The sequence below is a fragment of the Lysinibacillus sp. VIII_CA genome (assembly GCF_049943995.1).
In the GTDB taxonomy this organism is placed as follows: Bacteria; Bacillota; Bacilli; order Bacillales_A; family Planococcaceae; genus Lysinibacillus; species Lysinibacillus pinottii.
This window is the reverse complement of record NZ_JBNFXM010000014.1, coordinates 43166-59165: the sequence shown is the minus strand read 5'-3', so window position 1 is coordinate 59165 and position 16000 is coordinate 43166. Positions and strand designations below refer to the sequence as shown.

12 protein-coding genes and 1 riboswitch are annotated in these 16000 nt (G+C 37.8%); of the genes, 10 read left to right on the top strand and 2 right to left on the bottom strand.

Translation table 11 applies throughout. From position 1 onward, the window contains the following. Positions 1 to 32 precede the first annotated feature (32 nt). Positions 33 to 1382, bottom strand: coding sequence for an MATE family efflux transporter (locus tag ACP3VS_RS16970; RefSeq protein ID WP_099805155.1), 1350 nt, complete (start codon positions 1380 to 1382; stop codon positions 33 to 35). Positions 1383 to 1552: 170 nt separating this feature from the next. On the opposite strand from ACP3VS_RS16970, the gene ACP3VS_RS16965 reads away from it, so the two are divergent. Next, positions 1553 to 2629 carry an undecaprenyldiphospho-muramoylpentapeptide beta-N-acetylglucosaminyltransferase gene (locus ACP3VS_RS16965; protein ID WP_012294400.1) on the top strand — a complete coding sequence of 359 codons (1077 nt, stop codon included), beginning with the start codon at positions 1553 to 1555 and terminating at the stop codon, positions 2627 to 2629. A 72-nt stretch (positions 2630 to 2701) separates the two neighbouring features. Here the strand turns inward: ACP3VS_RS16965 and ACP3VS_RS16960 are convergent, their stop codons facing one another. After that, entirely contained in the window at positions 2702 to 3250 is a 549-nt protein-coding gene (locus ACP3VS_RS16960) for a GNAT family N-acetyltransferase (protein ID WP_012294401.1), read from the bottom strand. Positions 3251 to 3791: 541 nt separating this feature from the next. Between ACP3VS_RS16960 and ACP3VS_RS16955 the strand changes: the two genes are divergently transcribed. The 9 genes from ACP3VS_RS16955 (at position 3792) to ACP3VS_RS16915 (ending at position 15969) form a co-directional block, all read left to right on the top strand. Continuing rightward, positions 3792 to 5819 carry a diguanylate cyclase domain-containing protein gene (locus tag ACP3VS_RS16955; RefSeq protein WP_426389323.1) on the top strand — a complete coding sequence of 676 codons (2028 nt, stop codon included), beginning with the start codon at positions 3792 to 3794 and terminating at the stop codon, positions 5817 to 5819. 113 nt (positions 5820 to 5932) lie between these two features. Continuing rightward, positions 5933 to 6610 carry a response regulator transcription factor gene (locus ACP3VS_RS16950; RefSeq protein WP_036168245.1) on the top strand — a complete coding sequence of 226 codons (678 nt, stop codon included), beginning with the start codon at positions 5933 to 5935 and terminating at the stop codon, positions 6608 to 6610. Continuing rightward, entirely contained in the window at positions 6607 to 7992 is a 1386-nt protein-coding gene (locus ACP3VS_RS16945) for a HAMP domain-containing sensor histidine kinase (RefSeq protein WP_036161625.1), read from the top strand. The genes ACP3VS_RS16950 and ACP3VS_RS16945 overlap by 4 nt, the downstream gene beginning before the upstream one ends. A 232-nt stretch (positions 7993 to 8224) precedes the next feature. Then, entirely contained in the window at positions 8225 to 11050 is a 2826-nt protein-coding gene (locus ACP3VS_RS16940; protein WP_036168246.1) for a 2-oxoglutarate dehydrogenase E1 component, read from the top strand. A 91-nt stretch (positions 11051 to 11141) separates the two neighbouring features. Beyond that, positions 11142 to 12398 (top strand): 2-oxoglutarate dehydrogenase complex dihydrolipoyllysine-residue succinyltransferase, encoded by a 1257-nt coding sequence (gene odhB / locus ACP3VS_RS16935; protein ID WP_426389320.1) that lies wholly within the window; start codon positions 11142 to 11144, stop codon positions 12396 to 12398. 297 nt (positions 12399 to 12695) lie between these two features. Next, a riboswitch (Lysine riboswitch) is annotated at positions 12696 to 12882 on the top strand. A gap of 118 nt (positions 12883 to 13000) precedes the next feature. Then, complete coding sequence (locus tag ACP3VS_RS16930; RefSeq protein ID WP_031418189.1) at positions 13001 to 13858, top strand: transporter substrate-binding domain-containing protein; 858 nt, start codon at positions 13001 to 13003, stop codon at positions 13856 to 13858. Between the two features lie 169 nt (positions 13859 to 14027). Further along, positions 14028 to 14753, top strand: a complete 726-nt coding sequence (locus tag ACP3VS_RS16925; RefSeq protein ID WP_012294408.1) for an amino acid ABC transporter permease — start codon at positions 14028 to 14030, stop codon at positions 14751 to 14753. A 12-nt stretch (positions 14754 to 14765) separates the two neighbouring features. Further along, complete coding sequence (locus ACP3VS_RS16920; protein WP_012294409.1) at positions 14766 to 15500, top strand: amino acid ABC transporter ATP-binding protein; 735 nt, start codon at positions 14766 to 14768, stop codon at positions 15498 to 15500. A gap of 271 nt (positions 15501 to 15771) precedes the next feature. Further along, positions 15772 to 15969, top strand: coding sequence for a DUF6501 family protein (locus ACP3VS_RS16915; RefSeq protein WP_012294410.1), 198 nt, complete (start codon positions 15772 to 15774; stop codon positions 15967 to 15969). The last annotated feature ends 31 nt before the right edge of the window (positions 15970 to 16000 follow it).

The window sequence follows — 16000 nt, the reverse complement described above, 5'->3', positions numbered from 1 at the left end:
CTTTCCTAGAACTTAGGATAAGGCGATTTTTATTAGGCAGCAGTCACTCTTTTTTGAACAAGTAGCAAGCGAATCAATAGTGTAGCAGCGCCAGTAGTCAATCCTGCAACGAGTCCAATCCAATAGCCAAAAGGCCCTAAATCTGTGTGGGTCGCAAGCAAATAACCAACTGGTAAACCAATTACCCAGTAAGAAATAATGGCCATAATAAATGTTATCATTACATCTTTATAGCCTCTTAAAGCACCTTGTACAGGGGCTTGGATGGAATCTGATAGCTGAAAAATAGCGGCAAAGACTAAAAATTGCACGGCATATTCAATTACGTTACTATCTGTCGTATACATGTGCGCAACGGGTTCACGGAAAATAAAGAGTATACAAGCAGAAATAAAGCTAAAGATGATGGCAGTACCCACACAAAGATAACTATATGTACGTGCATCTCGCATGCGGCCTGCACCTATTTCAAAGCCCACTAAAATGGTGACACCCATCGAAATGCTTAGGGGCACCATATAAAGGAGGGAAGTGAAGTTAATCGCAATCTGATGGGCAGCAATAATGGTTGTGCTAAAATTACTCATCATCATTGTGACGGCTGAAAAAATACTTGTTTCTGCGAAGAGTGAAATGCCAATCGGCACACCAATCAGCAAAATTTCCTTCCATTGTAGCCATGCAGGCTTGCGCCAATCGTGAAACATACGAAATCGTTCAAAAGGCACTCGTTTTGCGATAATCCAAGCAGTAATGAAGAAAATCAGCCAGTAAGTAATGGCTGTGGCTACCCCGGCTCCAATTCCACCAAGCTCGGGTGATCCGAATTTTCCGAAAATAAAGATGTAATTTAATACGATATTTATCGGTGTTGTCATTAAGGTAATGATCATCGTGACACGTGTTTGTCCGAGTGCATCAATGAAACAACGCATAACAAAAAATAAAAATAGTGGTAATAGACCAGCGCACATCGCATAGATGTAGCCCTTAGCTATAGTATGTACAGATGTTTCTAAGCTCATTTTGCTAAGTATCCAATCGATGCCAAAGAAAAGTCCGATGAAAATAATGATGGACAGTGTAATGGCGACATAAATGCCTTGTTGAACAGCCTTTTTAGCATCCATTTCCTTTTTTGCCCCAACAAGCTGGGAGACAATCGGTGTTATGGCTAGGAGAATGCCAGATAGTCCTGTATAAATCGGCATCCAGATGGAGGAACCAATCGATACACCTGCTAAATCAGACGTCCCATAGCGACTTGACATTAACACATCAAAAAAAGAAACAAGGTAGATGGCTACTTGTGTCACTAGAATAGGGATAATCATTTTTAAAAGTAGTGCGTATTTTTCTTTCAAAGTGGATGTTTGATACATGTATGATACTTCCTTCATTAACATAATGAACAAGTATAGCATATGTAAAGAGAGAAAAGCTGAAATTTTATGGCTTCATCTATATCTTTTCGTTGGCATATAGTAAAATAGAACACTGTAAACAAAAAGTAGTCTACCTACAATGGTTTTTAAGGAATAGGAGAATTCATGTGAAACAACAAACAATCATTTTAACCGGTGGTGGGACAGCTGGCCATGTATCGTTGAACCAAGCGATACTCCCGTCTTTACTTGAACTAGGTTATGATGTCCACTATATTGGCTCAGAACAAGGTATTGAAAAAGAATTAATAGGCGAGGCTTTCCCTGATGTACCTTTTTATGGTATTGCAAGCGGCAAATTGCGTCGTTACTTTTCAATGAAAAATTTTACTGATCCATTTAAGGTGCTTGCGGGAATGATGCAGGCTTTTCGTATTATTAAAAAAGTAAAGCCGCAAGTCGTATTTTCGAAAGGGGGCTTTGTTTCTGTCCCTGTTGTCATGGCAGCCAAACTGGCAGGTGTTCCAGTTGTAATCCATGAATCAGATGTGACACCTGGGCTTGCCAATAAAATTGCTTTACCTTTTGCCTCTCACGTGTTCACCATTTTTGAAGAAACATTGAAGCATTTACCAAATGATAAGGCAACTTGTACAGGTTCCATCATTCGTCCTGAATTGTTGGAAGGGGAAAGAGCAAAAGGATTAGCATACTGTGGCTTTACGACATTAAAACCTGTTTTGCTTGTCATGGGTGGAAGCTTAGGCTCAGTGGTTTTAAATGATGCCCTTCGAAAAAATTTACCAGAGCTTTTAAAACAGTTTTATGTCATTCATTTATGTGGGAAAGGGAATTATGATGAAACGTTAGCTTCATTGCCTGGCTATAAACAATTTGAATATGTGACGACAGAGTTGCCTGATTTAATGCATGCAGCAGACTTCATTGTGTCTCGAGCGGGGTCAAACTCTATCTTTGAATTTTTGGCACTTCATAAACCGATGCTTTTGGTGCCATTATCTGCTCAAAAAAGCCGTGGTGATCAAATATTAAATGCTAATTTATTTAAAAAGCAAGGCTATGCAGAAGTGTTACAGGAAGAAGCTTTAACAAAGGAATCCTTCATGAAGTCTGTTTATACATTAACAGAGCGACAAGTGGAAATGGTTGAAACGATGTCCAAAACAAAGAAACCAAAAACACCTGACGAGATGGCGTCATTAATTTTGCACTATCAAAAATAAATATCCATTAAAAAAGCTATGAGGGATGTCGATGATGACAACACCTCATAGCTTCTTCTTATATTAATAGGCTTACATTGCTTGCTCTTCGCCTTCTTGCATTTCATAAGCAGTTGTTAAGTAGAATAAATCCTTTGGAATTTTAAATAAATCAAATTGTGCCATACCACTATTTACTTGAGCTAACAAAGTTGGGTGACTTTCATTAGCGCTCACAACATAGGGTAATTTTAACGCAGCACGCTGTGATTTTATATTTTCAACGCGAATACGGAGGAATACCGTATGAAAATTATATTCAAAAAATAACTCGTTTAAAAAAAGCATTTTTGCCTTTTGATTATAGCCTTTTCCTTGGTAAGGGAGTCCAATCCACGTTCCTAAAAAACCTGCACCGTCTTCAACATCGTGTATACTAATGGTGCCGATTGGTTGACCCCAGTCATCAGTAATGGTCCTCGAGATAGCGAGTCCTCTCGCTTCCTCTTCGATCAATTGCTTTGTCATAAACCAGTATTCATCAGCGGATGTGGCTTTCTGACGGACAAAAGGGAATACAGAAGGGTGTGATAATAGCTCATAAAGCTCTGTACATTCATGCAGGTCTCGATGTTTAAGCATACGAAACGCCTCCTTTACTAGGGTAGTTAAAACAATTCCGTTGAAGCATAAAGAAGAAAACTAAATTTCGTACTGGAATTAAAACCCAAAGAACTAGACGTTATAACTATGATATTCCATAATCTCCCGCTGTCTTACTGATTTCGACCATACCGAAAAAAGACTAGTTTTTTAAATATAATATAACATGCTAGCTGTTTGATGCAATCATTTTGCTCGTAAAAAACAAAATTTTAAGTTTAATAGTCAGTAAATTCTGATAAAAGGATAGAAATGATTCATTTATTTGCCATATTTAAAATTAAGTAAATTCTATTACTTTTATCTAAAATTAATCAATTAAATAGTTCTATAGTATTATGTTTTTATGTTTAAATAGTTAAATTATCAAAAATGTCCTTAAAAGGATATAATTTATCTAATTCTAGAACGGTAATTTTTTATTTTTATGTTATAATAGCAGAATTAGTTTTTGCGTATAATGACGTATATACATAGCATTTTATTATGATGGCAATGGCCTTTTTCTGGAGGTGACAGTATGGAGTATCTTTTAAGCGAAGATTTTTTTAATGAATTATTTATTGGCAATGATTTTGTTTTTCTTATGAAAAAAGTAAAGGAAGATTTTCAATATATTCGCTTAAACAATGCAGCTCGAGAACTGTTATCGATCGATGTAATTAGAAAAATGCTTTCCGCCGTTACCTCGAATCGAAATTTTTCGATCATTCAGAAAAACTATCATCATGCAATTGAAGAACATATTCAGGTTGACTATGTAGATTATGCATATGTACAGTCGGAGGTTCGTAAATATGAAACAACTGTACGCCCTTTGCGCTATAATCAGGAAGACTTTGTTTTAGCCATTACAAAGGAAATTCATTATGACCGTAGTATTGAAGATAAGTTTTTATTTATGCGGTCCCTATTCGATCATGCCTTTTTTTCGACTGTTGTGTTATCAGCTGAAGGTATGATTTATGAAGTGAATTCAAGCTTTATGGAAGATTTTCAAATAGATAATGAAGCCGTCAAACAAAAAATGTTTTTTGATTTACCGATTGTTCCTAAAGAAGAAGTTCAGCAAATTAAATGGTATCTACAGCAAGCGGCTAGAGGAGAAAACGTTCATGAAAAGTTTGTAAGACTGCTTACGTTGGATCACCAAGAACGCATGTATTTACTGTCACTTTCGCCTGTCATGCAGGAGGATAATTCCTTTGCAATCTTTCTGATTATGCAGGACTTCACACAGTTCACCTTGCAAAAAGCAGAATTACGTTCGAAATCTCACGGCTTTGAAGTGTTTAAGTCGGCATTAAATTCAGCTACGGCCATTGCTATTTTAGATAGTGAATGTCATATTTCAGAAGTGAGCGAGATGTTTTTACAAGCTTCAGGTTACACAGAAGAGGAATTAATTGGTCAGCCTTATGCGCTACTTAAGCCACGGTACCAAACACAAAATTTTTTACAATTAATCAATGATAAACTTGCTAGTGGGGAAATCTGGCGAGGAGAGCTGTGCTATCGGACCAAATATCATGCTGATTATTGGGTGGAGGCAACTATCGTCCCATTAAAAAATGAGTTTGGTGAAATTGAACAAATTTTAACCATTAACTATGATATTACAGACAAGAAAAGAATGTTCACAGAACTAAAAAATATTGAACGAACTTTCCGTCTCATTACGGAAAATACAAATGATTTAATTGTCATCACGAATGAGGATGGAATCATTATTTATGCTTCACCCTCCTATGAAATATATTTAGGCTATGAAAATGTGGAGCTACAAGGTCAGTTTTACAGTGCCATTATTGATACAGAAAGCCAGCATGAATGGCAAACATTTATAAATAACTATACTGGTCAGACAGATACACAGTTCGAGCTTTTATTGAAGGCGAAGGACGGCACACCTATTTGGACAGAAGGCAATGTCACGGTGGTTCATGACCCTGATCGAGAAAAAGTTTCACAAATTATGATGGTGTCCCGTGAAATTACCCATCGTAAAGAGAGAGAAAATGATTTGCTGTATCTTGCCTACCATGATTCTTTAACACAGCTTCCTAATCGCCGTTATTTACAAAAAGAGTTTCCGACAATATTGGCAGAAGCCAACGAAAACAATGCAAGTGTAGCGATGCTTTATTTAGATGGGGATGATTTTAAAGCTGTCAATGATCGCTTTGGCCATGATACAGGGGATGCTTTTATTCAGAGCTTTGGTCAGGCTTTGAGCAAAACCGTTAGAAGTCATGATATCGTTATTCGAATAGGGGGTGATGAATTTCTTGTCATCCTCACAGGTCTAACGAGGGAAATTGAAAAAAGGCATAGTCAAATTATGCATATTATCCGTCGCATTCGAGATGAATTAGCAACAGGCTGGATGATTGAGAATCATCAGTTTACGCCAACTGCTTCAATAGGAATCTCGTATTATCCTGATCATGCCCAAACATTGGATGAATTAATGGATTTGGCTGATCAAGCACTATATAAATCAAAAGAAGCAGGGAAAAATAATCTCTATATTTCGGAAGCCCATTAAAAAAGTCTGTCCACAAATTATTCGTTGTGAGACAGACTTTTTATTTGATGTTATGCTATAACAGTATAGGGATAAAAATCCTACATCGTTATTTCGGAATAGAAGGTGATTATGTGCCTAAGAAAATATTATTAGTGGAAGATGAAAAGCATATTGCGCGTTTTGTTGAGCTCGAATTACAGCATGAAGGCTATGACGTGACGGTTGCCTTTGAAGGGCGGGAAGGGCTATCCCTGGCAACAACAGATGCATTTGATGTGCTATTACTAGACGTGATGCTACCGGGTATTAATGGTATTGAAATTTGTCGGCGAATTAGGACACAATCTCAAGTGCCTATTATTTTAATAACGGCAAGAGATGCTGTTATGGATCGTGTAGCTGGTCTAGATGCTGGAGCAGATGACTACATCGTCAAGCCATTTGCGATCGAAGAACTATTAGCAAGAATTCGAACGATTATACGTCGTGCAACAACACAAGAGCCAGCAAATAGTGAATGTTTGAGTTTGCGTGATATTGAGATAGATATTGCAGCCTATGAAGTTTTCGTGCAAGGGAATAAACTCGACCTAACTAAGACAGAATATGATTTACTGAAACTATTAATTGAACACAAAAATAGAGTTTGTACACGCGAGCATATTTTAACGTCTGTATGGGGCTATGATACAGATATAGAGACCAATGTGGTAGATGTGTATATACGTCATTTACGGTCTAAGCTCCCAGGTGATACGAATGCCTATATTGAGACGGTTCGAGGGGTTGGGTATGTGATGCGTGAATGAATCAGTTACTTATGTACCTCCGTCGTCAATCTTTGCAGAAAAAATGGATGCTCACCTCCAGTAGTGTGATTTTTTTAAGCTATACGATTATTTGCGTGGTTGTTTATATTTCCCTCCATACGTGGCTATTAAATGATGAGGAAAGCAAAGTTGAACGGACTAGCAGGGATATTATTTCATTTTTACAATCACAGGGACCAGATATTACGATTCAACAAATTCAACAAAATACTGGTTTGCTCAAATCGATTGTCGACCGAGATGAAACTGTTAGAATGTTTAATGCGGACGGCGTGGATATTTTGCGTATCAATAATACTTCAGCTGCTGCACCACTTAGCTCCATGCAGGAGATTTTTGAGACGACCATTGATAAGCAGGATGTACTGGTCATGAATGAACCAATACGCTTAGGCTTTTTTCAAGGATATGTCCAGGTTGTCCATCCGCTCACTGGTTTTCAATCGCTCATGCATTATCTATTAACAGCCATGCTCATCGCAGGTGTTGGGGCATTGGTGTTATCAGGTTCTATTGGATATTATCTAGCCAATTATTTAATGAAGCCATTGCGTGAATTACGTGCTTCCATGAAAATGGTGATGGATCAAGGCTTTAATGAGCCCATACAGTTAACCAACACGTCACACGATGAGATTGGTGATTTATTGAACATGTACAATGCCATGATGAATGAGCTGCAAATTTCTTTTACACAGCAGCAACAATTTGTCGCTGATGCTTCTCATGAGCTTCGTACGCCCATCCAAGCAATTGAAGGACATCTTTCTCTGTTGAAAAGATGGGGCAAAAATGATCCAGCTATTTTAGAGGAGTCGATTGATACTTCATTAACAGAAATTGCTCGCATGCGTAAAATGATTGAGGAATTATTAGAGCTTGCAAGACGTGAGGAAAAAGATGAAATGAGTGAGGCGAATGCACTAGCTGTAATTGAAGCTGTTATCGATGAAATGGAGCTTGTACATCCAAAAGCGCGAATTATGCTGTCGAAAAATGATGAAATAGGTCCTTTATTTATAACTGAAAATGCACTAAGTCAAATCATTCGTAATATAATAGAAAATGCAATTCGTTATTGTGAAAAAATTCCTGAGATACAAATTTCTATTTCAGTTGCTGGAAATTATGCATGTTTAGAAATTGCTGATAATGGTATAGGAATAGCAAAAGACAATATTCCTTTTATATTTGATCGTTTTTATCGAGTGGATGAGGCAAGGAACCGTAAAATTGGTGGAACAGGCTTAGGATTAAGTATCTCGAAGATGTTGCTTGAAAAGTATAATGCCACGGTAGAAGTCAAGAGTGAGGTTAATATTGGAACCGTTTTCTCGTTAAAGATCCCGCTAAAATATTAAGAAAAATGCACGCTTTATTTCATTATTCTATCCTTTGCGAAAAAAATTGCTTAATTTGCTAAAAAGAGTTGTATTTTTTGTGAAGAGTAGTAAGATTGAGATGGAAAAAACGTTCTTTAAAATATGGAAAAGTAGTGTGAAACATTCTTTTAAAGAACGGCTAAATATTATATAATTAATTGCAATTTAATTAATGGAACTGCCGTAAGGCAAAATTTGGAGGTCATTTTTCATGTCGAACAACGTTACAACTGTAAGTTCTCCATGGTCAGCTTTCTCTGGTCCTAACCTAGGATATGTGATGGAGCAATACGACTTATTCTTACAGTCTCCTGAAGAAGTAGAACCGGAGTTAGTTTCTTTATTCCAACAATTTGGTGCACCAGTAGTAGTAGAAGGTGAAGTAGCTGTAGCTAGTCATACAGCAGCGGCTCCTGCTGGCGATTACAAAAAAGTGTTAGCCGCTGTGAGATTAGCCGATGCAATTCGTTCACGCGGTCATTTAGCGGCAGATATTTATCCTCTGAAAAACCGTGAACTACAAACAGCTCAAATTGACGAAAGCGCGTTCAACTTAAGCGCTGCAGATTTAGCTGAAATTCCTGCAGCAATCTTCTTCAAAGATGTGCCAGCAAACGTGAAAAATGGTAAGGATGCAATTGACTATTTAAAAGCTATTTATACAAATAAAGTAGCGTTTGAATATGAACATGTAGTAGCTACAGAAGAACGTAATTGGATTCAAGCGCAAATTGAATCAGGCTCTTTCCAACAAGCACTTTCTTCTGATGAAAAGAAAGCCTTATTAGATCGTTTAACACGTGTTGAAAATTTTGAGAAATTTATCCATAAAACATTTGTAGGACAAAAGCGTTTCTCTGGTGAGGGCTTAGATACGCAAATTGTACTATTTGATGAAATCATTAAAACTGCAGAAGCGCTAAGTGTTGAAAAAGTACGTATTGGTATGGCACACCGTGGTCGCTTAAATGTTTTAACACATATTTTAAATAAACCTTATGACATGATGTTCTCTGACTTTGCACATGTATCAAATGATTTATTTATGCCGGAAAATGGTCGCCTTGAAATTACAAAAGGGTGGACAGGTGATGTGAAATACCATATGGGTGCTTCTTATAACCGTGATTCAGGTATGAATGTGAAACTTGCCTACAACCCATCTCACTTAGAAGTGGGCAACCCAGTAGTTCTAGGTGCTACTCGTGCAACACAAGATGACACTTCAAAGCCAGGTCAAGCGGTTCATGATCGTACAAAAGGCTTAGGAATCCTAGTACACGGTGATGCAGCATTCCCAGGTCAAGGTATCGTAACTGAAGTATTAAACTTCGCTAAAACTGAAGGATTTACAACTGGTGGTACTATTCATATTATCGCGAACAATATGATTGGTTTCACTACGGAACAATATGATTCTCGTTCTTCTGTTTACTCATCTGACCCAGCAAAAGGGTATGAAGTACCAGTAGTTCATGTGAATGCAGATAGTCCAGAAGCAGTGGCTCAAGTAGGTCGCTTTGCAGCTAACTATCGTCAAAAATTTGGTAAAGATATTGTTGTTGATTTAGTTGGTTACCGCCGTCACGGTCATAACGAAACAGATGATCCAACGGTTACAAACCCAGAAACATATAAATTAGTTTCTAAGCACGAAACTGTTCGTGCGTTATATGGTGCAGCATTAGTAGCAGAAGGTCTTGTATCAACTGAAGATGTAGCAGCATTAGATACAGCTATCTATGCAGAAATGCAAGCTGCTTACGATCATGTAAAAGAAATGGCTTCAAAAGATGAGCATCATCAATTAGAAATGCCAGAAGAATTAAAAGTAGAGTTCCCACAAATTGATACAGCAGTTGGTGCAGAACGTTTAGGTAAAATCAACGAAGAGCTTCTAGTGTTTGAAGAAAACTTCGAGCCACAGAAAAAGCTTGGAAAAATTTTAGAAAAACGTCGTGATGCATTTGCATCTGCAAAAATCGATTGGGGTCATGCGGAAACTTTAGCATATGCAACAATTATCCAAGATGGCACACCAGTACGTTTCACAGGTCAAGATGCTCAACGTGGTACTTTCTCACAACGTCACTTAGTGCTTCACGATAAAAACAATGGTAATGTCTTTACACCACTTCATCATATTTCTGGTGCAAGTGCATCCTTTACAGTACACAACTCACCACTGACTGAAGCAGGGGTAGTTGGCTTTGAGTATGGTTACAATCTAGAAAATGGCCATGTATTAACAGTTTGGGAAGCACAATTTGGTGACTTTGCGAATATGGCACAAGTAATGTTTGATAACTTCATTTCAGGGGCACGCTCTAAATGGGGTCAAAAATCTGGCATGGTGATTCTATTACCACATGGTTATGAAGGCCAAGGTCCAGAGCACTCTTCAAGCCGTATGGAACGTTATTTACAAATGTCAGCAGAAAATAACTGGTTTGTAGCAAACTGTTCAAATGCAGGTAACTACTACCACTTATTACGCCGCCAAGCAGCGTTATTAGGTACTGAAGGTGTTCGTCCACTTGTGGTTGTATCACCAAAATCATTATTGCGTCATCCATTAGCAGCAGCTAATGCTGAGCAATTAGCAGATGGTTCATTCCAAGAAGTGATTGAACAACCTGGCTTAGGTACAAAAACGGATGCTGTAGAGCGTATCGTATTAGGTACTGGTAAAGTGATGATCGACTTAGCAGATCGCGTGAAAGATGGAGAAGGTTTCGATCACTTACACATTGTTCGTGTAGAACAACTTTACCCATTCCCAAAAGAGCAAGTTGCTGGTATTATTGCTAAGTATCCTAATGCTAAAGAAATCGTATGGGTACAAGAAGAACCTAAAAACCAAGGCTCATGGAATTATGCACTAGAAACATTATATGAACTTGCAGAAGGTAAAAAGCTTCGCTATGTAGGTCGTCCTGCAATGAGCTCAACTTCTGAAGGAGATGCAGATTCTCATAAAGCAGCTCAATCATCACTTATTGAAGAAGCAGTTGCTGAGCCAGTAAAGGTTAAATAATCACATATAAATATTGATAGCTGGGCTACTTGCCCATAAGCAGTAGCCCTTTTATGTGCATCATGCACGTTAATCAAAGGAGGAAATGAAAGTGGCTGAAATTAAAGTCCCTGAATTAGCAGAATCGATTACAGAAGGTAGTATCGCACAGTGGGTAAAAAAAGTGGGCGATCGCGTTGAAAAAGGTGAATTCATCGTTGAACTTGAAACAGATAAAGTAAACGCTGAAATCATTTCTGAAGAAGCAGGTGTATTAACACAAATTTTAGCTGAAGAAGGCGATACTGTACTAGTTGGTCAAGTTATCGCAATTGTAGAAGCAGGCGAAGGCGCAGCAGCTGCACCAGTAGCGGCAGCACCAGCTGAAGCAGCTCCAGCTCCAGCAGCGCCACAAGCGGCACCTGCAGCACCAGTAGCAGCAGCTCCTGTAGTAGAAGAAACTTCTGGTGAGCGTGTCATCGCATCTCCAGCGGCACGTCGACTTGCACGTGAAAAAGGTATTGACCTTGCAGCGGTATCACCAGTAGATCCACAAGGCCGTGTACGTGTACAAGATGTAGCGGCACATGGTACAGCACCAGTAGTAGCAGCACCTACACCAGTAGCAACTACAGGTGGCCCAGTTGTATTCACACCAGTAGCTAATTCTGACCGTGTAACGATTGAAAAAATGAGCCGTCGTCGTCAAACAATTGCAAAACGTTTATTAGAAGTTAAACAATCAACAGCAATGTTAACAACATTCAACGAAATTGACATGACAAACATCATGGCACTTCGTAAACGTAAACAAGAAGAGTTTGTGAAAGCAAACGACATCAAACTTGGTTTCATGTCATTCTTCACTAAAGCTGTTGTTGCAGCACTGAAAAAATACCCATACGTAAACGCTCAAATCTCTGGCGATGAAATTCATTTAAATAACTTCTTTGATATCGGTATTGCAGTATCAACTGAAGAAGGTTTAGTAGTACCAGTTGTACGCGATGCGAATAGCAAAAACTTTGCAGAAATCGAAAAAGATATCGCTAACTTAGCGACAAAAGCTCGTGATAAAAAATTAGGCTTAAATGACATGGCTGGTGGATCATTCACAATCACAAATGGTGGTGTATTCGGTTCATTAATGTCAACACCAATTATGAACGGTACGCAAGCTGGTATTTTAGGTATGCACTCCATTGTAAACCGTCCGGTTGCAGTAAATGGTGAAGTTCAAATCCGTCCAATGATGTATGTAGCACTTTCTTACGATCACCGTATCATCGATGGAAAAGATTCTGTAGGATTCTTAAAAACAGTTAAAGAGTTAATCGAAAATCCTGAAGATTTATTATTAAATTCATAATTCCTTTAAACCCTGCAAACTTTGCAGGGTTTTTTCTTGGCTTCTGTATCACTAAAGTCATTAGTAATTTTGATAATCCAAAACTATTTACTTAGTATAAAAAGAATAGGTAGTAAAAATATGTTGTTTTCCAGCAGATATATGGATAAAAATACGTAGATTAATAATGGATAGGGCAAGCATAATACCCTAATATTGTCATTAGTCAGAAAAATGATAAAACTCTCTTGACGTACATACTAGTTTTATAGTAGTATCTAAATATCAATTAAATAAACAAACCTCACTAACAAACATCAGTGAGGTAGAGGCGCGGTATTTATTAGTTCATTGTTGAGTACAAGCAAACAAAGACGCAATGAAGAAGGAAATATCGCCGAAGTATAAAAGGAGCTCGTACTTTTATGCTGGGTCTGCAGTGAATAAGTGCAGGACTGTCCTAGTAAATTCATTTCCAGGTTTACTAGGTTGTGCTATCTCGGAAACATGGAATACTAGTGAGGATTTGGGCAACTGTCATAAAAGGTAAGACCTAAGTTCACAAAACTTAGGTCTTTTTTCGTACAGTTGTCTTATTTTTTTACAGAAAAGGGGAGTTTTTCATGAAAAGAAAATGGTTGTTAGTAATGATCTCTATCATGACGGCAATTGTGCTAGCTGCATGTGGCACTAGTGACAAAAAAGAAAGTAGTTCAGGTGATGCTGGCGCAGATAAAGAAGAAGGCGGCGGTGAATTCCGAATTGGAATGGAGGCGGGCTACCCACCATTCAACTGGACACAGCAAAACGATGCAAATGGAGCAGTAAAAATTGCAGATAACGCAGAGTATGCAGGTGGCTATGATGTACAAATGGCGAAAAAAATCGCTGAAGGTTTAGGCAAAGAATTAGTGATCGTCAAATTGGAATGGGACGGCTTAGTACCAGCGCTACAATCTAATAAAATTGATGCAATCATCGCGGGAATGTCGCCAACAGAAGAACGTAAGAAAACAATTGATTTTACTGAAAACTACTATACTTCTGATTTTGTAATGGTTATTAAAAAAGGTAGTAAATATGAAGGTGTCAAATCAATCCAAGATTTCTCTGGCGCAAAAATTACATCACAACTGAATACTTCCAACTACAATGTGATTGATCAAATTAAAGGTGTCAATAAACAAACAGCAATGGAAAGCTTCCCAGCGATGCGTGTAGCTTTAGAGGCAGGCAAAATTGATGGATATGTAGCCGAACGTCCTGAAGGAATTTCTGCGGCAGCTGCCAACGATAAATTCACATACGTAGCATTTGAAGAAGGCTTTGATACAGATCTTTCAAATACTTCGATTGCTGTAGGCTTACGTAAAGATGATGCTAATCTAGAAAAAATCAATGAAATCCTAAAAGGTATTTCTGAAGATGATCGTCAAGCGATAATGGAAGAAGCTATTTCTCAGCAACCAGCAGCACAATAAAAAAATGGCACGGACTAGTTGCTAGTCCGTGCACTATCATTTCATCATTATTAAAATGAGAACCTCTCTACATAATGATAATGTCCTAGCGAAATAAATCATAGACTAGTAGAAAAAGCTAGGGCACGAAAAAGATAGCAAGCAACATGACATTGTAAGGAGGAACATCATGAGTCTTGAATGGATACTTTCAATTATTGAAAACAACTGGCAAATGTTTTTACGAGGTGCGTATTATACGTTACTGATTTCGACTATAAGTACAATTATTGGTGCATTTATCGGATTTTTCATCGGAATTATGCATACGATTCCAGTTCGTAAAAAAGGTGTGAAATTTTATAGCTTAAAGCTTATTAATTTTATACTCACATGCTATGTTGAATTTTTCCGTGGTACACCAATGATTGTACAGGCTATGGTTGTCTACTATGGATTAGATATCGCATTTGGCATAGACATGCACTTTATTACAGCGGGGATTTTAGTCGTTTCACTTAATACAGGTGCCTATATGGCAGAAATTGTCCGAGGTGGTATCGTATCGATTGATAATGGTCAATATGAGGCAGCATCAGCTATCGGTATGAATCACTTCCAAATCATGCTTCACGTAGTCCTACCACAAGTAGCACGAAACGTACTGCCTGCGACAGGCAACCAATTAATTATGAATATTAAAGATACAGCTGTACTAAACGTTATTGGAGTAACAGAATTATTCTTCCAAACAAAATCAATCTCCGGTAACAACTTCCGTTATTTTGAATCGTTCTTTGTAGCTTGTATTCTTTATTTCATAATGACATTCACTGCATCACGAATCCTTCTCTATGTTGAAAAACGTTTAGATGGACCAGATGCCTATCAAAAAGAACAAAAAGAAGCAATATAGGGGGACGCACAAATGGCAGTCATTAAAATTGAACATTTAAGTAAATCATTTGGACGTAACCAAGTGTTAAAAGATGTTAATTTTCAAGTGGAAAAAGGAGAAGTTGTTTGCTTAATAGGCTCCTCTGGTTCAGGCAAATCCACTTTACTTCGTTGCATTAATTTATTAGAAACACCAAGTGGTGGGCAAATTATTTATCAAGGGGAAGACATCCTAGATGAAAAACACAATATCCAAGAATATCGAACACATTTAGGGATGGTATTCCAGCAATTCAATTTATTTAACAACCACAATGTTTTAAATAATTGTACGGTGGGGCAAATAAAAGTTTTAAAACGCTCGAAGAAGGAAGCAGAGGAAACAGCGCTTAAATATTTGAACATTGTTGGTATGGAACAATATGTAAACGCAAAGCCTCGACAGCTTTCAGGGGGGCAAAAGCAACGCGTAGCCATTGCCAGAGCATTATCCATGAATCCTGAAGTGATGCTTTTTGACGAACCTACATCAGCACTAGACCCTGAGATGGTAGGGGAGGTATTAAAAGTGATGCGTCAATTAGCTGATGCAGGCAATACGATGCTGATTGTAACGCATGAGATGGAGTTTGCCAAAGAGGTAGCAGATCGCGTAGTCTTTATGGATAAAGGTGTAATTGTCGAAGAGGGCCCACCATCACAGGTATTAATAAACCCTCAGCATGATCGGACGAAAGAGTTTTTAAAACGAACATTAAAGCAGTAGGACCTCATCAAAAAAAGTGAGTCCTATAATAGAGACTCACTTACTTTCTGGAATTCCATTCTGCATAAAGGACAAAGCAGATTACGAATGCTATTGCAATAATAAAAAACCATTGTGGTACACCGCCAAAGCTCATCATAACACCTCAAATGTAAAATTATTTTTGGATAGATTAGGTATTGTATTTCTTTTTTCTCCACAAAAGCCTAAAAATATTATAAAATAGGCATTAGACATTAGCTTTATGCTAGTAAAGAGAGGTAGAGAGAATATGTTACATTTAAAATGGAAAGATGCGCCAACATTACGAACAGTGACTTGCAAACATACCAATGCATCAAAATACCTAGTATCAAATGTTTTAACAGTAGGAAAAGAATATGAAGTAAAAAATGAAACAGAAGAGTTCATTTTTATCATTGATAACACTGGCAACGTCGGTGGCTACTATAAAGATTATTTTGCATAAAAAGAAGATAGGGTGGTTCAGATCATTTACT